This window comes from Microbacterium invictum (genome assembly GCF_014197265.1).
Classification (GTDB): domain Bacteria; phylum Actinomycetota; class Actinomycetes; order Actinomycetales; family Microbacteriaceae; genus Microbacterium; species Microbacterium invictum.
The window spans coordinates 545,054-566,657 of the sequence record NZ_JACIFH010000001.1 but is presented as its reverse complement, the minus strand read 5'-3'; the positions used below and the strand labels follow the sequence as shown (position 1 = coordinate 566,657).

At 70.5% G+C, this 21,604-nt stretch carries 19 protein-coding genes and 2 riboswitches; of the genes, 11 read left to right on the top strand and 8 right to left on the bottom strand.

The genetic code is table 11. From position 1 onward, the window contains the following. Nucleotides 1-103: 103 nt before the first annotated feature. On the top strand, nucleotides 104-910 hold the full coding sequence (locus tag BKA10_RS02750; protein WP_248199043.1) for a CPBP family intramembrane glutamic endopeptidase: 807 nt from the start codon (nucleotides 104-106) through the stop codon (nucleotides 908-910). A gap of 338 nt (nucleotides 911-1,248) precedes the next feature. Then, nucleotides 1,249-2,289, top strand: coding sequence for a type IV toxin-antitoxin system AbiEi family antitoxin (locus BKA10_RS02745; protein ID WP_183498486.1), 1,041 nt, complete (start codon nucleotides 1,249-1,251; stop codon nucleotides 2,287-2,289). 67 nt (nucleotides 2,290-2,356) lie between these two features. Here BKA10_RS02745 and gcvP read toward each other — a convergent pair whose 3' ends face one another. From gcvP to BKA10_RS02725, 4 genes are all read right to left on the bottom strand, one after another. Further along, nucleotides 2,357-5,158, bottom strand: a complete 2,802-nt coding sequence (gene gcvP, locus BKA10_RS02740; protein ID WP_241740129.1) for an aminomethyl-transferring glycine dehydrogenase — start codon at nucleotides 5,156-5,158, stop codon at nucleotides 2,357-2,359. A 53-nt stretch (nucleotides 5,159-5,211) separates the two neighbouring features. After that, on the bottom strand, nucleotides 5,212-5,592 hold the full coding sequence (gcvH, locus tag BKA10_RS02735) for a glycine cleavage system protein GcvH (RefSeq protein ID WP_183498484.1): 381 nt from the start codon (nucleotides 5,590-5,592) through the stop codon (nucleotides 5,212-5,214). After that, nucleotides 5,589-6,737 carry a glycine cleavage system aminomethyltransferase GcvT gene (gene gcvT, locus BKA10_RS02730; protein ID WP_183498483.1) on the bottom strand — a complete coding sequence of 383 codons (1,149 nt, stop codon included), beginning with the start codon at nucleotides 6,735-6,737 and terminating at the stop codon, nucleotides 5,589-5,591. Before gcvT ends, gcvH begins: the two co-directional genes overlap by 4 nt. Nucleotides 6,738-6,782: 45 nt before the next feature. Further along, nucleotides 6,783-6,877: riboswitch (glycine riboswitch) on the bottom strand. Further along, nucleotides 6,878-6,967: riboswitch (glycine riboswitch) on the bottom strand. Nucleotides 6,968-7,017: 50 nt separating this feature from the next. Further along, nucleotides 7,018-8,190 carry a MarP family serine protease gene (locus tag BKA10_RS02725; RefSeq protein WP_183498482.1) on the bottom strand — a complete coding sequence of 391 codons (1,173 nt, stop codon included), beginning with the start codon at nucleotides 8,188-8,190 and terminating at the stop codon, nucleotides 7,018-7,020. 142 nt (nucleotides 8,191-8,332) lie between these two features. On the opposite strand from BKA10_RS02725, the gene BKA10_RS02720 reads away from it, so the two are divergent. The 6 genes from BKA10_RS02720 to BKA10_RS02695 are packed head-to-tail and all read left to right on the top strand — an operon-like array spanning nucleotide 8,333 to nucleotide 14,898. Further along, nucleotides 8,333-9,037 carry an NUDIX hydrolase gene (locus tag BKA10_RS02720; RefSeq protein ID WP_183498481.1) on the top strand — a complete coding sequence of 235 codons (705 nt, stop codon included), beginning with the start codon at nucleotides 8,333-8,335 and terminating at the stop codon, nucleotides 9,035-9,037. A 24-nt stretch (nucleotides 9,038-9,061) separates the two neighbouring features. Continuing rightward, nucleotides 9,062-10,378, top strand: a complete 1,317-nt coding sequence (nadA, locus tag BKA10_RS02715; protein ID WP_183498480.1) for a quinolinate synthase NadA — start codon at nucleotides 9,062-9,064, stop codon at nucleotides 10,376-10,378. 2 nt (nucleotides 10,379-10,380) lie between these two features. Continuing rightward, entirely contained in the window at nucleotides 10,381-11,943 is a 1,563-nt protein-coding gene (nadB, locus tag BKA10_RS02710) for an L-aspartate oxidase (protein ID WP_183501032.1), read from the top strand. Next, complete coding sequence (nadC, locus tag BKA10_RS02705) at nucleotides 11,943-12,797, top strand: carboxylating nicotinate-nucleotide diphosphorylase (protein ID WP_183501031.1); 855 nt, start codon at nucleotides 11,943-11,945, stop codon at nucleotides 12,795-12,797. The genes nadB and nadC overlap by 1 nt, the downstream gene beginning before the upstream one ends. Beyond that, the gene (locus tag BKA10_RS02700; RefSeq protein WP_183501029.1) at nucleotides 12,797-13,939 is read left to right on the top strand and encodes a cysteine desulfurase family protein; all 1,143 of its coding nucleotides are present in this window, start codon (nucleotides 12,797-12,799) and stop codon (nucleotides 13,937-13,939) included. Before nadC ends, BKA10_RS02700 begins: the two co-directional genes overlap by 1 nt. After that, entirely contained in the window at nucleotides 13,936-14,898 is a 963-nt protein-coding gene (locus BKA10_RS02695; RefSeq protein WP_183498479.1) for a glycosyltransferase, read from the top strand. Before BKA10_RS02700 ends, BKA10_RS02695 begins: the two co-directional genes overlap by 4 nt. 16 nt (nucleotides 14,899-14,914) lie before the next feature. Here BKA10_RS02695 and BKA10_RS02690 read toward each other — a convergent pair whose 3' ends face one another. Continuing rightward, entirely contained in the window at nucleotides 14,915-16,861 is a 1,947-nt protein-coding gene (locus BKA10_RS02690) for an ABC transporter ATP-binding protein (RefSeq protein WP_372491420.1), read from the bottom strand. A gap of 92 nt (nucleotides 16,862-16,953) precedes the next feature. Between BKA10_RS02690 and BKA10_RS02685 the strand changes: the two genes are divergently transcribed. Together BKA10_RS02685 and BKA10_RS02680 are read left to right on the top strand one after the other, a co-directional pair. Beyond that, nucleotides 16,954-17,142 (top strand): hypothetical protein, encoded by a 189-nt coding sequence (locus BKA10_RS02685; protein ID WP_183498478.1) that lies wholly within the window; start codon nucleotides 16,954-16,956, stop codon nucleotides 17,140-17,142. Nucleotides 17,143-17,293: 151 nt separating this feature from the next. Next, nucleotides 17,294-18,811, top strand: a complete 1,518-nt coding sequence (locus BKA10_RS02680) for an MDR family MFS transporter (RefSeq protein ID WP_183498477.1) — start codon at nucleotides 17,294-17,296, stop codon at nucleotides 18,809-18,811. Between the two features lie 59 nt (nucleotides 18,812-18,870). Here the strand turns inward: BKA10_RS02680 and BKA10_RS16580 are convergent, their stop codons facing one another. Further along, nucleotides 18,871-18,999 carry a hypothetical protein gene (locus BKA10_RS16580; RefSeq protein WP_277816563.1) on the bottom strand — a complete coding sequence of 43 codons (129 nt, stop codon included), beginning with the start codon at nucleotides 18,997-18,999 and terminating at the stop codon, nucleotides 18,871-18,873. 182 nt (nucleotides 19,000-19,181) lie between these two features. Between BKA10_RS16580 and adhP the strand changes: the two genes are divergently transcribed. Continuing rightward, complete coding sequence (adhP, locus tag BKA10_RS02675; RefSeq protein ID WP_183501028.1) at nucleotides 19,182-20,204, top strand: alcohol dehydrogenase AdhP; 1,023 nt, start codon at nucleotides 19,182-19,184, stop codon at nucleotides 20,202-20,204. Nucleotides 20,205-20,277: 73 nt separating this feature from the next. Here the strand turns inward: adhP and BKA10_RS02670 are convergent, their stop codons facing one another. After that, nucleotides 20,278-20,784 carry a hypothetical protein gene (locus BKA10_RS02670; RefSeq protein ID WP_183498476.1) on the bottom strand — a complete coding sequence of 169 codons (507 nt, stop codon included), beginning with the start codon at nucleotides 20,782-20,784 and terminating at the stop codon, nucleotides 20,278-20,280. Then, nucleotides 20,781-21,584: a DNA-formamidopyrimidine glycosylase family protein gene (locus BKA10_RS02665; protein ID WP_183498475.1), complete on the bottom strand. Its 804-nt coding sequence runs from the start codon at nucleotides 21,582-21,584 to the stop codon at nucleotides 20,781-20,783. The genes BKA10_RS02670 and BKA10_RS02665 overlap by 4 nt, the downstream gene beginning before the upstream one ends. Between the last annotated feature and the right edge of the window lie 20 nt (nucleotides 21,585-21,604).

The following is a 21,604-nucleotide window of genomic DNA, read 5'->3' as shown; positions in this document are numbered from 1 at the left end:
GGATAGGAACACAATAGGCACGACGACAGAGACGACCAAAACAACTGCCCAAAACGTTACATAGCCTTAACTCAAATGGTCATGAATGTGACAACCTGACAAGGTGAACGACGATCGCGGGCTTGTCGACCCGGATGTGGAACAGCAAGCCCGGCGCCGCACACGACTGTGCTGGGAGATCGCCATCGTGCTGGCGCTCTCGGTCGGGCGGTCCGCCGTGTATTCGGTCCTGTCGCTGATCCAGGCCCTCACCCGTGAAGCGCCGCTCGGCGACCAGTCCACGTCGTTGAACCCCGGCGCGAACGCCGAGCAATTCTGGGATGTGCTGAACCAGTTCCTCGCACAGCTGTTCGCGCTGGCGCCGATCGCGCTGGCGATCTATCTGCTGTGGGAGCCCGGCGTGAGCACCTTCCGGCGCATCGGCCTGGACTTCCGCATGTTCGGCCGGGACCTCGGCGCCGGGCTCCTGCTGATCCTCGTCATCGGCGTTCCCGGACTCGCCCTCTACGCGGGAGGGCGAGCGCTCGGCATCACCGTGCAGGTCGACGCGTCGCCGATCGACTCGTCGTGGTGGACGATCTCACTGCTGCTGCTCGCGGCCGTGCGGGCCGGGCTCACCGAAGAGGTGATCATGATCGCCTACCTGTTCGACCGCCTGAAACGGCTGGGCCTGGGCCCGTGGACGATCATCCTGGCCTCTGCCGCCCTGCGCGCCGCTTACCACGGCTACCAGGGCTTCGGTCCGATCGTCGGGAACTTCGCCATGGGCGTCGTGTTCGGCTGGGTCTACCAGCGCTGGGGCCGCGTGATGCCGCTCGTGATCGCTCACACCCTGATCGACGTGATCGCGTTCATCGGCTACCCCCTGGCCGCCGCCTGGTGGCCGGATGTATTCGCCCCGGCATCCTGACCCTGCCCCTGCTCTCCGCCCCCCCTCCCGCCGGCGAGAGAACAACGGGGCGCCCAGAGAACGGGTGAACCCCGTTCTCTCGGCCGTCAGTTGTTCTCTCGCGCGCCGTGGGGTGTCGTGGGGCGTCGTGCGGCGTCGTCGTGGGGCGCCGTGGGGTGTCGTCGTGGGGCGTCGTGCGGGGGCGTCGTGGGGCGTCGTGGGGACGGTGCGGCGGGTGCGTGCGCGGGCCGAGAGCCGGCTGGGGTGGCGTCTCCTCCACAGGGGGCGAAGTTGCGAACGCGTCCACAGATGGGCGCCGCGCATGAGCAGTGCCCGGTCCGAGCGTCCACAGTGAGAGGATGCCAGACACCGGCCTCGCGCTCGATCTCGCACGATTGACCCTCGTGCCCTGCCCCGTGCCCCTCGTGCCGACCGCGCAGCTCCCCCATCCGGAGCGCGCCCTTGCGAACGGCGAAGTCATTCGGGTCCGCCGCGGCGTCTACGCCCCGCGTGCCCGCTGGTTGGTGCTGCGACCGTGGCAACGCTATCTCGCGCGTGTCTACGCCGTTGCCATGCTGTATCCCGACTTCGCCTTCAGCCACGAGTCGGCCGCGGCGCTGCTCGGGATTCCGGTCATCGGCGACCCCGAGACCGTGCACGTCCTGGTGCCGCCGACCGCGGCCGCACGTGAGAGCGCCGGCATCCGGTCGCATCGCACCGAGCGCTCTGCCGCCGTGCTCACCATCGGCGGACTGTTGCTGACGAGCCCCGGCGCCACCGCCGTGACCCTCGCACGGCATCGACACGAGGCCATCGGGTTCGCCGCGCTGGAGGCCGCGTTGCGCATGGACGAGACGCTGACGCCGCAGGCTCTGCGAGCCGACAATGACTCGCGCCTCAGCAGCCGCGGACGCAATCACGCCCGCTGGGCTCTCGACCGCGCGGACGGGCGATGCGAGAGCGTGCTGGAATCGCTGAGCGTCGCGACGATCGAATGGCTCGGCTTTCCCGCGCCCGAGATCCAGCACGAGTTCACCTCTCCCCATGGCATCACCGACCGCGGTGATCTCTGGTGGGAGGAGGCCGGGCTGCTCGGTGAGCCCGACGGAGAGTTCAAATACGACGGTCGATTCGGCGACCCTGCCGAACTGCTCCGCAAACGCCGCCAACGAGACCGTCGCCTGCTGCTGGGTGGCGTGCGCGCGGTGACCCACTGGGGATGGATCGAAGTCGCACGTATCGACCCGCTGCGCGCGCAGCTGATGGGCCAGGGACTGCGACAGATTGCGCCCGAGACGCACGCCCCGCTGCGCTCACTCCAGCGACTCCTGGCACCCTACGATCGCGCGATCACCCGTAGCCGCCGCGAGAGAACAACTCAGCGACGAGAGAACGGGTGAACCCCGTTCTCTCGTCCGCCAGTTGTTCTCTCGCCGAATGAGGGCGCGGCGGCGCGGCGGCGCGGCGTCAGGCGAAGGCCTCCACGGGTGGGCAGGCGCACACCAGGTTGCGGTCGCCGTAGGCGTTGTCGATGCGGCGCACCGGCGGCCAGTACTTCGTCCGCACGAGGGCCGGTACGGGGTACACGGCCGACTCCCGCGAGTACGGGTGAGCCCACTCCGATGCCACCGCCGCCTGCGCCGAGTGCGGGGCGTTCACCAGGGGGTTGTCGTCCGCGGGCCACTCCCCCGCCACGACGGCGTCGGCCTCGGCCCGTATCGCGATCATGGCCTCGATGAACCGCTCGAGCTCGCCCAGGTCTTCGGACTCGGTGGGCTCGACCATGAGCGTGCCGACGACCGGGAACGACATCGTCGGTGCGTGGAACCCGTAGTCGATCAGGCGCTTGGCGACGTCGTCGACGGTGACTCCGGTGCGCTCCTTGAGCGGTCGCAGGTCGAGGATGCACTCGTGGGCGACCAGCCCGCCCTCGCCCGCATACAGCACCGGATAGTGCTCGTTCAGTCGCGCCGCGACGTAGTTCGCCGCGAGCACGGCGGCACCGGTGGCCTGCCGCAGCCCGTCGGCGCCCATCATGCGGACGTAGGCCCACGAGATGGGGAGGATGGATGCCGATCCGTACGGCGCCGCCGACACCGGGCCGCCGTCGAAGACGTACCCTCCGGCATGCGCGGCTCGCTGGGCGAGGGGATGGGCGGGCAGGAACGGCGCGAGGTGCGCCTTGGCGGCCACCGGCCCCACACCGGGCCCGCCGCCGCCGTGCGGGATCGCGAACGTCTTGTGCAGGTTCAGGTGCGAGACGTCGCCGCCGAGATCGCCGAACCGGGCATGCCCGAGCAGCGCGTTCAGGTTGGCACCGTCGACGTACACCTGTCCCCCGGCCTCGTGCACGGCCGCGGTGATGTCGACCACATCGTGCTCGTAGACCCCGTGCGTCGACGGGTAGGTGATCATGAGCGCCGCGATGCTCTCGGCGTGCGCGGCGATCTTCGCCCGCAGGTCGCCCAGGTCGACGTTGCCGGCCTCGTCGCACGCGACGACGACGACTTTCATGCCGGCGAGCACCGCGGATGCCGCGTTCGTCCCGTGCGCGGACGAGGGGATCAGGCACACGTCCCGATGCACGTCACCCCGCGAACGGTGGTAGCCACGGATCGCGAGCAGCCCCGCGAGCTCGCCCTGCGAGCCGGCGTTGGGCTGCAGCGACACCGCGTCGTACCCGGTGACCTCGGCCAGCCACGCCTCGAGCTGCTCGATCATGACCAGGTAGCCGGCGACGTCCTCTGCCGGCGCGAACGGGTGCACGCGTGCGAACTCGGGCCACGAGACGGCGGCCATCTCGGTGGCGGCGTTGAGCTTCATCGTGCACGACCCGAGCGGGATCATGCCGCGGTCGAGCGCGTAGTCGCGGTCGGCGAGCTGCTTGAGGTACCGCATCATCGTCGTCTCGGAGTGGTGCGAGTGGAACACCGGGTGGGTCAGATACTCGTCCTGACGCTGCAGCGACTCGGGCACCCGCTGCAGCGGGTCGCCTGCGACGAACCCGAACGCGCGCCGCTCCGGCCCGCCGAACACCTGCGCGAGTGCGTGCAGCTCGGCGACGGTGGTGGTCTCGTCGACCGAGATGCCCACCGAGTCGCTGTCGCGGAACCACAGCTGAAAGCCCCGCCGGCGGGCAACGTCGACCACGCGCTCGGCATCACCCGGCGTCGAGACGACGAGCGTGTCGAAGTAGGCGTCATGCAGCAGCATGCCCCCGGCATCGGTGATCCATTTCGCGAGCAGTCCCGCTTTGCCGGCGACCTCCGCAGCGATGGCGCGCAGGCCGCCGGGGCCGTGGTACACCGCGTACATCGCGGCCATGACCGCCAGCAGCACCTGCGCGGTGCAGATGTTCGACGTCGCCTTCTCGCGGCGGATGTGCTGCTCACGCGTCTGCAGGGAGAGCCGGTACGCAGGGTGCCCCGCGGCATCCATCGACACGCCCACGAGGCGACCGGGCAGCTGCCGCTCGAGCCCGGAGCGCACGGCCATGTAGCCGGCGTGCGGGCCGCCGAAGCCCATCGGCACGCCGAAGCGCTGGGTGGTCCCGACCGCGACGTCGGCGCCGAGCGAGCCCGGCGATCGCAGCAGGGTGAGCGCGAGCAGATCGGCGGCGACGACGACGAGACCGCCCTGCGCCTGGACGGCGGCGATCGCCTCGGACGGGTCCCAGACCCGTCCCGACGCCCCGGGGTATTGGATGAACGCGCCGAACACGTCGACGTCGGCCGGAACGTCGTAGGCCGTCTCGTGCAGCTCGATGCCCAGAGCCGCCGCACGGTGTGCGAGCAGCGCCTTGGTCTGCGGCAGCGCGTCGGCGTCGACGAGGAACACGTTCGATTTCGCCTTCGATGCCCGGCGCGCCAGCAGCATGCCTTCGACGACGGCGGTCGACTCGTCAAGCATCGAGGCGTTCGCGGTGTCCAGGCCGGTCAGATCGCTCACCATCGTCTGGAAGTTGATGAGCGCCTCGAGCCGGCCCTGCGAGATCTCAGGCTGGTAGGGCGTGTAGGCCGTGTACCAGGACGGGTTCTCGAGCACGTTGCGTGCGATCACCGACGGCGTGAACGTGTCGTAGTAGCCGAGACCGATCATCGAGCGGGCGGAGCGGTTCTGGGAGGCCAGCTCGCGCAGCTCGGCCAGCGCCTCGGCCTCGGTGGCCGCCGGAGGGATCACGCTGTCGGCTACGGGCCGCGCGTGGATGGATGCCGGTACCGCACGCTCGACGAGCGCGTCGAGGCTCTCGTGGCCGAGCACCCGCAGCATCCGCTCCTGGGCGGATGCGTCCGTGCCGATATGGCGGTCGGTGAACGCGGCGGTCACGCCTCGCCGCCCGTGAGTGCGACGTAGGCGGCGCGGTCGAGCAGCCCGTCGGCGTCGCCGGGCGTGACCGACAGCTTCATGAGCCACCCGGCGAAGGCGTCGTCGTTCACGAGCGAGGGGTCGTCGACGATCGCCTCGTTGACCTCGACGACGGTGCCGCTCAGCGGCGCATAGAGCTCGCCGACCGACTTGGTCGACTCGATCTCGCCGCACACGTCGCCGGCGCTCAGCTCGGAGCCCACGGCGGGCAGGTCGACGTAGACGACGTCACCGAGCTGGTCGGCCGCGTAGTCGGTGATGCCGATCGTGGCCGTGTCGCCGTCGACGGCGATCCACTCGTGCTCGGCGGTGTATTTGAGGGCGTTCAGATCGGTCATTTCTTCCTCCGGTAGAAGGGCAGCGCGGTGACGGTTGCGGGAATCCTCGTCCCTCGCACGTCGATGGTCAAGGTGGTGCCGGGTGCCGCGGCGGCGGGGGGCACGAACCCCATGGCGATCGGGTGACCCAGCGTGGGGCTGAGCGCACCGCTGGTGATCTCGCCCACCCGCTCGTCGCCGGCGTACAGCGCGTAGCCGGCGCGCCCGGCGCGGCGGCCCTCACTGACGAGGCCGACGAGCACCGGCGCGGCGGAGGAGACGATGGATGCCAGTGCCGTCTTCCCGACGAACGATTCCTTGTCCGCGGCGACGACGCGCGCGAGTCCGGCCTGTGCCGGGACGATGTCCAGCGACAGCTCGTGCCCGTACAGCGGCATACCGGCCTCGAGGCGCAGGGTGTCGCGCGCGGCCAGGCCCGCCGGGACGAGCCCGAGCGGCTCACCGGCCCCCATCAGCGCGCCCCAGAGCTGCTCGGCGACCGCGACCGGCACGAGCATCTCGAAGCCGTCCTCACCGGTGTAGCCCGTGCGAGCGATGAGCATCGGTTCGCCGAGGAAGGAGGCATCGGTCCATGCGTAGTACTTCTGCTCATCCCAGGGCGTGCCGAGCTCGGCGATGCCGTCGACGGCGGCGGCAACGGCCTGCGCGGCCGGGCCTTGGACCGCCAGCAGCGCGTACGCGTCACTGACATCCGCGACCTCGACGGTCCCGTCGAACGCTGCGACGCGATCGCGCAGCGCCCCGGCCGCCGGTTCGCGGTTGCCGGCGTTGGCGATCACGAGGAACCGGTCGTCGGCGAGCCGGTAGACGATGACGTCGTCGATGATGCCGCCGGACTCGGCGAGCAGGAGCGAGTATTTGGCCTTGCCGACCGGCATCGTCGACAGTCGGCCCGCGAGTGCGTGGTCGAGGAAGGCCCCGGCATCCGTCCCCGCCACGGTGAACTCCGCCATGTGCGAGATGTCGAACAGTCCCGCCGCCTGACGCACCGCGTGGTGCTCGGCGAGATCGGACGAGTAGCGCACCGGCATGAGCCAGCCGCCGAAGTCGGTGAAGGTCGCGCCGAGTCGTTCGTGGACATCGGCCAGCGTGGTGCGGCGCGGTGGGGGCGCCGAGCCCGGTCCGGCGTGCTCTGCCTCGCTCATGTCGAGGAACTCCTTTCCCTGGCATCGCTGCCGGTTGTGGTGAGTTCCTCCCGCTCTGTCATATGTGCCTGAGAGTTTCCGCGCGAGGTGGGTCGCACTTGCCCCGTCGGCGGGCGCCGCGGCGCCGCTTTCCAGAGTGACCTGCCGTCACGGTACGGGTGCCTGAGAGATTCCGGGAGGGGTTGCTCCTACGGCAGCCGCGCTCGGCGGCGTTCTCCCGTGACGGGTGGACGGTCGTTTTCGGTTTTCACCGCGAGTCTAGCCCGACGGCGCCGCCGGCTCACGCAACGCAGCGGCCCGGAAGCACGGCGCCGGTCAGCGCCGGCGCCCGCTGGACGACCGTCGTCAGCGCGGCAGTGGTCATCGCGTACCCGAGATCCGGGTCGTTCTCCGCCCGCGCGAAGACCATTCCGGCGACCTCGCCGTCGCCGGTCAGCAGCGGACCGCCGGAGTTCCCCGGGCGCACCTGGGCCTGCAGCGAGGCGATGTCGCGCGGGTTCCAGGTCTCGTCGTAGATGTCGGGCACGGGGACCGTCCCCGTCGACAGCACCCCCGCGGGGGTCATCGTGAACGGGCCGCCGTGCGGGTAGCCCAGGACGACGGCGGTCGTGCCCACGATGTCGTCGGTATCCAGGGGCAGAGCCGCCACGCCCAGATCGTCGACGGCGATGACGGCCACATCGTCGATCGGGTCGAAGTACACGACGCGGCCCTCGCGGGCGCCCATGCCGGGCAGCTCGATGACCGGACGGTCGACGCCGGCCACGACGTGCGCGTTCGTGATGATGCGATCGGTCGCCGCCACGAATCCGCTGCCGGTGACGCTTCGCCCGCAGGCGTATGCCGTGCCCGAGACGCGGGCGACGGATGCCGCGGCCTCGGACAGCTCGGGGTCATCCAGCGATACCGGTGGTGAGAGCTCCACCGTTCCCGGCCCGAGCAGCGCGCCCAGCTGCGGCAGGCCGTCGTCGAGGACGGCGGCACGCACCTCGGCCAGGGCGGTGTCGATCGGTGCGGGCGTGATCGCATCGATCGTCTGCAGGACGCGGGAGGAGGCGACCGCGGCCGAGACCACCGGCATCCCCACCGCCGTGATGGCCGGGGCCACCAGCGCGAGGGTCAGGGCGGCCACCACGACACCCGCGACGCCGCCGAGGAATCGCTCGACACCCCGCAGCTTCAGCTTGTCGGCACCGGCGCGGACGAGACCGCCGATCGCGGCGCCGATGGTGGCACCGAGCACGAGCAGGCCCACCGTGGCGCCGATGACGGCGAGACCGCGCCATTCGGGTGCGGGAACCCAGGCACTCACGAGCGGGGTCAGCCAGAACGCGGCCACGCCGCCGGCGACGAGGCCGATGAGCGTGCCCAGGCTGGCGAACAGTCCGCGGCGGATGCCGGTGATCAGGGCCGCGACCAGCACGACCACGACCAGCACGTCGACGACGATCATCGGCATCCTCCCCATCCGGATCGAGCCTACGGGCGCGATGCTGTGATCCCGGTGATCGTCACCCCGGCGTCACCGTGCGACATCGCGAGTTGTAGTTCTGGTCATAGTGACACTATGATCGACTGCAGGAGTTAATGTCACCATGACCAGAACCGAAGCAGAGTCCGCCGACACCCCGACGCGCGTCGCGGTGTCGACCGTGATTTTCGGCCTGCGCCATCTGCCGGGCTCCGACGCCACCTGCGTCGTGCTGCCGCTGGTGCGCCGCACCCGCGACCCGCACGAGGGACAGTGGGCGCTGCCGGGCGGCTGGCTCGGCGAGCGCGAGAACCTCGAGGTCGCCGCCTCCCGCACGCTGGCCGAGACCACCGCGCTGGCGCCGAGCTACCTCGAGCAGCTGTATGCGTTCGGCGATGTCGACCGCTCCCCCACCCGCGTCGTGTCGATCGTGTACTGGGCGCTCGTCCGCGAGGACGAGATGTCGTCGAGCCAGGAGGGTGCCCAGGAGAACGTCGCGTGGTTCACGGCGACCGAGCTGCCCGAGCTCGCCTTCGATCATCGCCTGATCGTCGACTACGCACTCTGGCGCCTGCGCAACAAAGTGGGCTACAGCCGCATCGCGCACGGCCTGCTCGCCGACGAGTTCACCCTCGCCGAGCTCCGTGAGGTCTACGAGGCGATTCTCGGGCGGCGCCTGGATCCGGCGAACTTCCGCCGTCAGGTCGAGAACTCCGGAACCCTCATCCCGACCGACCGCTTTCGCACGGGCAGCCACCGGCCCGCCCGCCTGTACCGCTACAACCAAGACGTCGAACTGGCCGAGCGCGGCCCGCTCGAAGTCCGCTGATCACCCGCACACAAGGAGTCCCTCATGTCCGCCGTGAACGTCACACTGCAGCCGCGGCCCGATCTCGACGCGTCGGTCGACCACGCGATTCAGGCGATCGTCGCGGGCTCTTCGACCGCCTCCACGTGCACGACCGACCTCGCCACCGGTCCGTGGGACTTCGACACCCGCCCCGGCTACGGTCCCGGCTCGTCGATGGGCGATGTCATCCCGACCGGCGCGCCCCGGCAGGGCGAGCTGCCCGCCGAGTACCGCGAGGCGTCCGAGGAGGAGCTGGACGTGCGCGTCCGTGCCGCCAAAGCCACTCTCGGCGACCGCGTCGTCGTGCTCGGCCACTTCTACCAGCGCGAGGAGGTCGTGGTCCACGCCGACTATGTGGGCGACTCCTTCCAGCTCGCGAACGCCGCCCTTGAGCACCCCGACGCCGAAGCGATCGTCTTCTGCGGCGTGCACTTCATGGCCGAGACCGCCGACCTGCTCTCCCGGCCCGAGCAGGCGGTGATCCTGCCGAATCTCGCCGCCGGCTGCTCCATGGCAGACATGGCCTCGATCGACGAGGTCGAGGAGTGCTGGGAGCAGCTTGCCGACGTGCTCGGCGATCTCGACACCCCCGACGCCGACGGCCTCGTCCCGGTGATCCCGGTCACGTACATGAACTCCTCGGCCGCGATCAAGGGCTTCGTGGGCCGCCACGGCGGCATCGTGTGCACGTCGTCGAACGCCCGCACCGTGCTGGAGTGGGCCTTCGCCCGCGGCCGCCGGGTCCTGTTCTTCCCCGACCAGCACCTGGGCCGAAACACGGCCAAGGCCATGGGCGTCCCCCTCGAGCAGATGCCGATGTGGAACCCCCGCCGCCCGCTCGGCGGCAGCGATGCCGCGACCCTCCGGGACAGCCGGGTCATCCTGTGGCACGGATTCTGCTCGGTGCATCGCCGGTTCACCGTCGGCCAGATCGACCAGGCCCGTGCCGAGCACCCCGGCGTGCGCGTGATCGTGCACCCCGAGTGCCCGATGGAGGTCGTCGACGCCGCGGACGAATCCGGGTCGACCGACTACATCCGAAAGGCCATCGCCGCGGCGTCCGAACCCACCACCTTCGCCATCGGCACCGAGATCAACCTCGTCCAGCGCCTGGCCGCGCAGTTCCCGCAGCACGAGATCTTCTGCCTCGACCCGGTGGTGTGCCCGTGCTCGACGATGTACCGGATCCACCCGGGCTACCTGGCCTGGGTGCTCGAGGCACTGGTGGCCGGCACGGTGCACAACCGCATCCAGGTGCCCGCCGATGTCGCCGACCCCGCGCGTCTCGCGCTCGAGCGCATGCTGGCGGCCCGGCCGTGACCATTCCGCACGTCATCGTGGTCGGCTCCGGCATCGCCGGGCTGACCGCGGCGCTGCATGCGGTGGCGAGTGGATGCCGGGTCACGCTGGTGTCGAAGGACGTGCTGGATCACGCGAACACCCGCTTCGCCCAGGGCGGCATCGCCGGCGTGATGTTCGGCGACGACCGTGTCGCCGACCACATCCACGACACCGTCGTCGCCGGGGCGGGCCTGTGCGACCCCGAGGCGGTGCGCGTGCTCGCCGAGGAGGGGCCTGCGCGGATCCGCGAGCTCATCGCGCTCGGCGTCGCCTTCGACCGCAGCGCCGACGGGGAGTTCGTGAAGGGGCTCGAAGCCGCGCACTCCTACCCGCGCATCCTGCACGCCGGCGGTGACGCCACCGGCACGGCGATCGAGCGAGCCCTCGTGGCCCGGCTGCGCGCGAGTGATGTGCGCGTCATCGAGCACGCCTTCCTGGTCGACCTGGTACTCACCGGCCGCCGGGCGACCGGTGTCGACCTGCTGATCGGTGGCCGCACGCGCGAGCTGCTGCCCGCCGATGCGGTCGTGCTCGCCACCGGCGGCGCCGGGCAGCTCTACGCGCACACGACCAACCCGTCCGTCGCCACCGGAGACGGCATCGCCGCGGCCGTCCGGGCCGGCGCGGCCGTCGCCGACCTCGAGTTCGTGCAGTTCCACCCGACCGTCCTGCCCGGCGGGAACGCCGCCGGCGCGTTCCTGGTGTCGGAAGCCGTGCGGGGCGAGGGCGCGACGCTCATCGACGACTCCGGCCGCCGGTTCGCGTTCGATGCGCACCCGGACGGTGAACTGGCGCCGCGCGATGTGGTGGCCCGGGCGATCGCCGAGCAGATGGCCCGCCAGGACGGCCGGCCCGTGCGCCTGGACGCCACCGGCCTCCGGCCGACCCCGGCCGAGACGGCGGCGTTCCTGGGTCGCCGTTTTCCCACGATCGGCGCGGCGGTCCGCGACCGCGGTCTCGACTGGGCGCGCGAGCCGATCCCGGTGACCCCCGCGGCGCATTACCTCATGGGCGGCGTCGTCACCGATCTGCACGGACGCACGAGCCTGCCGGGGCTGTATGCCGTCGGCGAGGTGGCCCGCACCGGCGTGCACGGGGCGAACCGGCTGGCATCGAACTCGCTGCTCGAGGGGGCCGTGTTCGGCGCCCGGGCGGGCGACGTGATCGCCGCTGATGCCGCCGGTGCGGCGTGGCCTGTTGTCGCGCCGACGCCGACGCCGGCGCCAGGTGGCGCGACGCGGCCGATCGCGGTGCTCCGCGCACCCTTCTCCCGCCCCGCGCTGCAGGATCTGATGTGGCGCGACGCCGGGCTCGTGCGCGATGCCGCGGGGCTTGCGCACGCGGCATCCGTCCTCGACGCATGGCGCGCGCCCGCCCGCCCGCCGCACACCGTGACCGACCACGAGGACGAGAACCTCCGTCTGCTGGCCGCACGCGTGGTGGCCGCGGCACAGGCACGCCGGGGATCCGTCGGCGCGCACTTCCGATCCGACGACCGCGTGGACGGCCCCGCCGCCCGCTCTCACAGGAAGGTGCCCGCGTGATGCTCACCCGCGCCCAGATCGACCGCACCGTGGCCGCAGCGCTGGAGGAAGACGCCCCGTGGGGCGATGTCACCAGCGCGTACCTGATTCCCGCAGAGTCGGTGGCCACTGCCGACCTCGTGGCGCGGCAGACCGGCGTGTTCAGCGGCGGCGAGGTGTTCGCCGCCGCGTTCCGGCTCACCGATCCGGCCATCGAGGTGCGCCTGCACGTCGAGGACGGCGAGTTCTTCCCCGCCGGCACGCGGCTGGCCAGCGTCACCGGACCGGCCCGCGCCGTGCTGACGGCCGAGCGCGTCGCCTTGAACTTCACGCAGCGGATGAGCGGCATCGCCACCCTCACGAACCTCTACGTCGCCGAGGTGGCCCACACGGGCGCCCGCATCGCCGACACGCGCAAGACGACCCCCGGCCTGCGTGCCTTCGAACGTCATGCGGTGCGCTCCGGCGGCGGGCACAACCACCGCTACTCGCTGTCCGACGCCGTCATGGCCAAGGACAACCACCTCGCCGTCCTCACCCGCGACGGCAGCTCGGTGACGATGGCCCTCGAGGCCGCGATCGCTCGGCTCCCCCACACCACGCACGTCGAGGTCGAGGTGGACAGGCTCGACCAGATCCCCGCGGTGCTGGCCGCGGGCATCGGCACGATCATGCTCGACAACTTCTCGATCGACGACCTGCGCACCGGGGTCGCCCTCATCGCGGGGCGCGCCACGATCGAGGCATCGGGCGGGGTGACCCTCGACTCGGTGCGCGCGATCGCGGAGACCGGCGTCGACGTCATCTCCGTGGGGGCGCTGACCCACTCCGCCGGCGCGCTCGACCTCGGACTCGACCTGCGCATCGACACGTGATGCTCTACCTCGACAACGCCGCCACGACGCCGGTGCGTCCGGAAGTGCTGCAGGCGATGCTGCCCTACCTGACCGATCGGTTCGGAAACCCGTCCAGCCACCACACGGTGGGCGAGCGGGCTGCGGCGACGCTGCGGGACGCGCGCGAACGGGTCGCGGCGGTGTTCGGCATGCGCACCGGCGACGTCATCTTCACCTCCGGCGGCACCGAGGCGAACAATCTCGCCATCAAGGGCATCGCGATCGCCGCCTCATCGGCGCACCCGGGACGTGCGCACGTGGTCACGTCGCCCATCGAGCACGAATCGGTGCTGGAGTCGTGCCGCTACCTCGAGCGCATCCACGGGTTCGAGGTGACCCGTGTGGCGGTGGATGCCGGGGGCCGCATCGATCCGGCAGTGGTGGCGGCCTCGATCACCGAGCAGACCGCTCTGGTCACCGTCGGCTACGCGAACAACGAAGTCGGGACGGTGCAGGATGCCGCGGCCCTGGCATCCATCGCCTCAGCCGCCAGAGTGCCGCTGCACCTCGATGCGGTGCAGGCCGCGGGGTGGCTGCCGCTGTCGGGCACCGGTGCGGATGCCCTCTCGATCGCGGGGCACAAGATCGGTGCGCCGCAGGGCACCGGCGTGCTGGCGGTGCGCGGCCGGATCCCCCTGGAACCATTGCTGCACGGCGGCGGGCAGGAGCGCGATCGCCGCAGCGGCACCGAGAACGTCGCGGGGGCCGTGGCGATCGCCACCGCGCTGGAGCTGGCCGAACGCGACCGCATCGATGCAGCCACCCGGGTCGCCGGGCACCGCGACGCATTCATCGCCGCGGTGCTCGCCCTCGTGCCGAGCGCCCGTCTCACCGGCGACCCGGTGCACCGCCTGCCGGGTACGGCGAGCTTCACGTTCGCGGGCATCAGCGGGGAGGCCGTGCTGCTCGAGCTCGAGCGCCGCGGAGTCATCTCCTCGAGCGGATCGGCCTGCGCCGCCGGCAGCGACGAGCCGTCGCACGTGCTCCTCGCGATGGGCATCGCCCCCGAGATCGCGCAGACCGCGGTGCGATTCACGTTCGGGCACGGATTCGCCGGTGACTCCGAGCCGATCGCGCGTGCGGTCGCCGACGCCGTGGCGGCGGTACGATCGAGAGGGTGAGCTCTCCCGTCGTCACCGTCATCGTTCCCGGCCGCGACGTTCAGGACTACGCGGCCGACGCGATCTCGTCACTGCTCGAGCAGACGCTCACCGGGTGGCGCGCGATCCTCGTCGATGACGGATCCACCGATGCCACGGGGACCCTGTTCGATCACGCCGCGGCATCCGATCGCCGGTTCCGGGTGCTGCACAACACGCGGCCGATCGGCCTCGGCGCGGCACGCAACCTCGCGCTCGATCTCGTCGAGACGCCCCTGGTGGCCTTCCTCGACGCCGACGACTTGCTGACCCCGAGCGCACTCGAGGTGCTCGTGGGCGCGCTCACCGACAGCGGCAGCGACTTCGCCGTGGGCGCGTACGTGCGGCTGCGGCCCGACCGGTTCGGGCGGTATGCCCCCGGTCCCGTGCAGCCCTGGGTCGCCGCGGCGACCGAGCCGGCGCGCAGCGGGACGACGCTGGCCGACCACCCCGAAGTGTCGGGGAACATCGTGGCCTGGTCGAAGGTGAGCCGCATCGAGTTCTGGCGGCGCAACGACCTGCGCTTCCCCGAGGGGCACCTGTATGAGGACCAGATCGTCGCCCAGCGCATGTACACGCGGGCGCGGGCGTTCGATGTCGTCCCCGACGTGGTGGTGCACTGGCGCGAGCGCGCCGACGGCTCGTCCATCACCCAGCACACGAGCGAACGGCCCGTGCTGGTCGAATACCTCGCGGCGATGCGGTCAGGACTCGCGGTGCTCGATGCCGCCGGCCACCACGCGGCCGCCCAGGCGCGCGTCCGGCTGATCCTCGACATGGACGTGCCGCCGCTGGTGCGCATCGCCCAGACCCACCCCGATGACGAGTACCGGCGCACGCTGGGCGACTTCGTGCGCGAGCTGATCGAGTGGGCGGATGCCGATGCGATCGCCCTCGATCCCTCCAGCGCCGCGCTGCGCGACGCCGCACGGCTGTGGTGACGGCGGCGCAGCCGCGTCAGTGCGCCGCGTCGTCGGGCGCACGGTCCGCCCGCCGATCGGCAAGCGCCGGCGGCGTGTGCGCGAGGCCCGCGATGTGCGACGAGGCCAGCTGCTGGACGGCCAGCTCGGCGTAGAGGCCGTCGCGGGCGAGCAGCTCGGCGTGGGTGCCCGACTCGACGATGCGGCCGTCCTCGACGACGTGGATCGCATCGGCACCCACGACCGTCGAGAGCCGATGCGCGATCGAGAGCGTCGTCCGCCCGCGCGATGCCGCCTCCAGGGCCTCCTGCACGACGCGCTCCGACACGGTGTCCAGGGCGCTCGTGGCCTCATCGAGCAGCAGCACCGGCGGGTCCTTGAGCAACACCCGCGCGATCGCGATGCGCTGCTTCTCACCACCCGACAGCCGGTAGCCGCGCTCTCCCACGACGGTGTCGTAGCCGCGCTCGAATCCGGCGATGACATGGTGGATGTTCGCGGCGACACACGCGGCCTCGACCTCGGCATCCGTCGCCTCCGGCCGGGCGTAGCGCAGATTCTCGCGGATCGTCGCATGGAACAGATACGTCTCCTGCGACACGATGCCCACGTGGTCGATGATCGACTCCATCGTGAGGTCGCGGACATCGGCGCCCGCGAACAGCACTGCTCCCCCGGTCGCCTCGTAGAGCCGCGGCGCGAGGTACAGCACGGTGGTCTTGCCCGCACCGGAGGGTCCGACGAAGGCGACGTGCTGGCCGGGTTCGGCGACGAACGAGACGCCGTCGAGGGTCGGTCGGGCATCGGGACCGGCGTCGGGATATCTGAAGACGACATCGCGGAATTCGATGCGCCCGACCGGGCCCGGGGCCTCGGCCACCGTCTGCGCATCAGGCGCGTCCGCGATCGCGGGCGTGAGATCGAGGTACTCGAAGATGCGGGCGAAGATGGCCGCCGAGGTCTGCAGATCCAGCGCGACGCGCATGAGGCCCATGAGCGGCATCAGCAGCCGCGCCTGCACGGTGGTGAACGCGACGACGGTACCGGCCGTAATGGCGGTGTCGCCACCGGAGACGAGATAGCCCGCAACCAGGTAGATGATCGCCGGCACCGACGACATCAGGACCTGCACGACGGCGAAGAACCCCTGACCGCTCATCGCCCGCCGCACCTGCAGGTGGATCTGGTTGACGTTCTCGTCGCCGTAGCGGGCGGACTCGGCGCGCTGGCGATTGAACGACTTCGACAGCAGGATGCCGGAGACCGACAGCGTCTCCTGCGTGATCGAGGTCAGCTCGGAGAGGGACTCCTGGGTCTGCCCGGCGATGCGCGCCCGCACCTGGCCTACGCGGCGCTGCACGAACACGAGGAACGGCATGAGGATGACGGCGACGATCGTCAGGCGCCAGTCGATGAGGATCATCGCGACCAGAGCGGAGATGACGGTGACGACGTTGCCGAGGATGCTCGTCACCGTGTTGGTGAGCACCCCGGCGACGGCGCCGACGTCGTTCTGCAGCCGGGACTGGATGACGCCGGTCTTGGTGCGGGTGAAAAAGCCCAGGTCCATGCGCTGCAGATGGTCGAACAGTCTGACCCGCAGGTCGCCGGTGACCCGATTGCCGACGGTGGCGGTCAGCCACGTCTGCGCGACGCCCAGCACCGCCGAGAGCAGGAACAGCCCGATCATGGCGAGCACGAGGCGCACCAGCAGCGGCAGGTCGGGCGCCGACCCGTCGACGGGGAAGAGTGCATCGTCGAACACCCGCTGGACGAGGAGGGGTGGCACGACGGCGACGGCCGCGCCGATGATCACCAGCAGGCCGGTGACGATGATGCGCCCGCGGTAGGGGCGGAACAGTGCGACCACGCGGCGCCCCAGATGGGCGACCTGGGGCGCTTCGGCATTCAGGCGGCGCTGCGCTTTGGCATCGGCGGTCCCGATGCCGGAACCGCCTCGGCCACCACCCCCACGCATGCTCATCTTCGTCAGCCTATGACCACGCGCTCCCACGCGGGGCTCATCGGGCCGCTTCACCGTTTCGGGATGGGTCGCGGATCGATAGGCTGTCCGTCATGACCTCATCCGACGGGCCGAAGCCGCAGCACACCGACCTGGACGCGCTTCGAGAAGAGATCGACGAGCTGAAGTCGATCCCCGAGGAAGAGCTGGTCAACCCCACGCCGGCAGATCTCATCGACCGCGAGCCGACGCCCGAACCGACCGATTCGATCGGCTCGGAAGACTGGAACTCGGCCGAGTAGCCGTCACCGGGGACGGATTTCCGGATTCGTCGCCTCTCTGGGAATGCGGTGTCCGCCGCACCGGTTATTCTCTTCGCTTGCCGTCCGATGCTCATGCCCGCGGTCGGCCTCATGCACGGCATCTCGCGCCCCTTGATCCCAGGAGCTCCTCTTGTCCTCCACAGACACCCACCCCAGCACCGGCAGCGTCCCGGTCGCCGCCGACCCGCACGCGCTGCCGCCCGGCGCATCCCGGATCATCTGGCTGCTGCTGGCCGCAGCGTTCGTGGCGATCCTCAACGAGACGACGATGGGCGTCGCGATCCCGCATCTGGTCGACGACCTCGGCATCACCTACCTCGCCGCGCAGTGGCTGACGACCGCGTTCATGCTGACCATGGCCGTGGTCATTCCGATCACCGGGTTCCTGCTCCGCCGCTTCACCACGCGCCAGATCTTCATCACGGCGATGAGCCTGTTCTCGGCGGGCACCCTGATCGCCCTGCTCGCGCCGGGTTTCGAAGTCCTGCTGGTCGCACGCGTCGTGCAGGCATCCGGCACCGCGATCATGATGCCGCTGCTGATGACGACCCTCATGACGATCGTCCCGGCGCACTCGCGCGGCCGCATGATGGGCCGCGTCTCGATCGTGATGTCGCTGGCGCCGGCGATCGGTCCGTCGCTGTCGGGATTCCTGCTCGACACGCTCAACTGGCGCTGGATCTTCGCCATCGTCCTGCCGATCGCCCTGATCGCCCTGGCGATGGGCGCCCGCTGGATCCATAACCTCGGCGAGACGACCCGAGCCCCCATCGATGTGCTCTCGATCATCCTGTCGGCGTTCGGTTTCGGCGGGCTGGTCTACGGACTGAGCCAGATCGGCGGCGCGGAGACGACCGGCTCTTCGGCTGCGGATGCCGCGGCGCAGAGCCTGTCGACCGTCTCACTGATCGTGTCGCTCAGCGTCGGCGTCATCGCCCTGGGCCTGTTCATCTGGCGGCAGCTGGAGCTGCAGAAGATCGACGACGCCCTGCTCGACCTGCGCGTGTTCCGCAGCGCGAACTTCTCGCTGTCGGTGGGGCAGATGGCGCTGCTGTCGATGTCGTTCTTCGGCACGATCACGATCCTGCCGCTGTACATGCAGGACGTGCTCGGCATCTCGCCGCTGCAGACGGGTCTCGCGGTTCTTCCCGGATCGGTGCTGATGGGCCTCGCCGGACCGGTGATCGGTCGCATCTACGACGCGCGTGGCACTCGGGTGCTGCTCGTGCCGGGCTCGGTCATCGCGATCGGCATGCTGTGGTTCTACACGACCTTCACCGCCACGACCCCGCTATGGGTCGTCGTGGTCGCACAGACGATCCTGTCGCTGGGTCTCGCGCTCTCGTTCACGCCGCTGTTCACCGCGTCACTGGCGTCGCTGACCCCGAAGTTCTACTCGTACGGCTCGGCGGTCGTCGGAACGCTGCAGCAGGTGGCCGGCGCTGCGGGCATCGCGATCATGATCACGGTCATGTCGTCGGTCGAGGCCACGCAGCTGGCCGCGGGCCTGCCCGAGGCCGAAGCGGGAGCCGCGGGCGTGCACGCCGCGTTCCTGCTGGCGGCCATCGTGTCACTGCCGCTGCTGATCGGCGCCTTCCTGATCCGCAAGCCCGCCGACGAGCTGCCGGAACTCCCGGTCGGTCACTGAAAATCGGCGACGTCCGTGCCCATCATGGGCCGGGCGTCGCCGATCGGTGAGTCCGGGCGTCAGCTCCCGCAGCAGCTCGTGCCGCCGCAGCAGGAGGCGCCGTCCTCGACGACGGTGAGCAGGTTCTTGTCGTCGGCGGCGGTGGTCAGCGGCTGCGGTGCGGGCGCGGGAAGGTTCGAGGTGGTCATCGCTCCATCGTAGGCGCCCGTGAGCGCAGCGGGCGCGTTTGTACATTCCCACAGTGTTCCTGTGTGGTCGGACCACACCGGAGTATCTTTGTCATGAAACACATCCACTGACGAAGAAGGAGATGAGCACCATGAGTGAGGTGCCGAGCACCGTCGATCAAGGAGCCGTCCGAGAAGGCGTCATGCGCGCGGCCGTGGTGGTCGCGCCCGATAGACCACTGCGGGTCACCGATGTGCCGATCCCCGCTCCCGGTCCCCGCGAAGCCCTGGTGCGTGTGATCACCAGCGGCGTCTGCCACACTGACCTGCACGCCGCGCGCGGCGACTGGCCGGTGCCCCCGAAAGCCGACTTGATCCCTGGCCACGAAGGCTACGGCGAGGTCGTCGCCGTCGGCGCGGACGTGACCGAGCTCGCGATCGGCGACAAGGTCGGCAACGCGTGGCTGTGGAGCGCGTGCGGCGTGTGCGAGTACTGCCGCAGCGGGTGGGAGACGCTGTGCCCCGACCAGAAGAACGGCGGCTACGGCGTCGACGGCAGCTTCGGCGAGTACATGCTCGTCGACGAGCGCTACGCCGCGCGGATCCCCGCCGGCTCAGACCCCGTCGAGGTCGCGCCGATACTCTGCGCCGGCATCACCGTGTACAAGGGACTCAAGGAGACCGAAGTGAGGCCGGGTGAATGGGTCGTCATCTCGGGCATCGGCGGTCTCGGGCATGTCGCGGTGCAGTACGCGGTCGCGATGGGCATGCGCGTCGCCGCGGTCGACATCGACGACGAGAAGCTCGAACTCGCGCGCCGCCACGGCGCCGAAGTCGCGGTCAACGCGGCGACCGTCGATCCGGTCGCGGCGATCCAGGAGCAGACCGGCGGCGCGCACGGCGTGCTGGTCACCGCCGTGCACCCGGAGGCGTTCGGGCAGGCCACCGGCATGTGCCGGCGGCGCGGGACGGTCGTGTTCGTAGGCCTTCCCCCGGGAACCTTCCCCGCCGATATCTTCTCCACCGTGCTGAATCGGATCACGATCCGCGGATCGATCGTCGGCACCCGGCAGGACATGGTCGAGGCGCTCGACTTCTATGCCCGGGGTCTCATCCACCCGACGGTGTCATCCGTCGAGACGCTCGACGACATCAACGACATCTTCGAGCGCATGGAGCAGGGCCGGATCGAGGGCCGCGTCGTCATACGGTACGCCGACGCCTGATTCTCTGGCGACGTCGGCTGCCACCCCGCGTCCAGTCGGCCGGCGTCGGCGCCCGAAGATTCCGGTGCGGACCTCAGTGGATCAGCGCTTTGAGCCCGGCGAGCACCGCGCCGAAGGCCGCCGTGACCAGCGCGCTGGCCATTCGCGGCCAGAACCGCGGGTTCCAGCGCGCGACGGCGAACCAGCCCAGTGCGCCGAGGATGACCGTGTCGACCAGCAGCGCCGTCCAGATCGCCACGTCGTCGTCGACGATGCGGGTCACCCCGAGAAGCAGCACCGCGAGAGGTGCGATCGAGACGAGCAGCATCCCTTCCGAGTGGTGGAACGCGGCGGAGAAACTCCGGCTGACGTCACCGCGGGTGCGCTCCCTCGCGATGCCGGCGATGGTGCCGGCGTAGACGTGCGCGGCGAAGAAGACGACGACGGTCACGACCACCGTGACCAGCGCGGTGACCGAGGTGCCGGTGAGCGAGTTGCTCACGACGATCATGCCCGAGATGAGGATGAGCCCGTAGATCGACTCCTCGGACATGAGGATCCGGCCGATCTTCGCCAACAAGCGCTGCTGCCCGGCCCTCATGCGAGCTGCTCTCCGCCGGTCTGGCAGGTCGGGCAGTACTGCCCGGTCCCGTGATCCAGGATCGTGCCGCCGCAGACGGGGCAGGCCTGTCCCCCACGTCCATGGACGCGCATCGCCGCGACTTTCGCCGCCTTGAGTTCGTGGGGCGGGATGCCGCGGCGCGCATGGACGGCATCGCGCAGCACCGTGGTGAGCGCGGCGAAGAGCCGGTTCCGCTCGCCGTCGTCCAGCGCGGCGGCGTGCGCGACCGGCGACAGCCGCGCGACGTGCAGGATCTCATCCGAGTAGGCGTTGCCCACACCGGCGAAGGTCTCCTGCTCCTGCAGCAGCGCCTTGAGCTGTTTCCGCCGCCCGACCACCGCGGAGTCGAACTGCTCGCGGGTGAAGTCCGGCGATGCGGGATCGGGCCCCAGCTTCGCGATCGCGGGCACCTCGGCGGCGTCATCGACGACGAAGAGCCCCAGCGAGAGCCACTGCCCGGCATCCGTCAGCTCGATCAGCGCCCCGGCCAGCGGGATCCGCGCCAGGACGGGGGCCTCGCCGGGTGCGACTTCGCCGTTCCAGCGCGCCCAGCCGGCGCGCCCGAGGCTGATGACGAGGTGAGCCGCGCCGGTCGCCACATCGAGATGCTTGCCGCGGCGACGGATGCCGGTGATCGTCGCCCCGGCCAGTTCGCTCAGTGACCGCCCGCGCGTCTTCAGGGCCCGGAACTCGTCGAGTTCGACGGCTTCGATGCTGCGTGCGCGTGCGTGCTCGTCGAGGAACTCGGCGAGCGCCTGCACTTCGGGAGACTCGGGCATGGCACCAGATTGCCATGCCC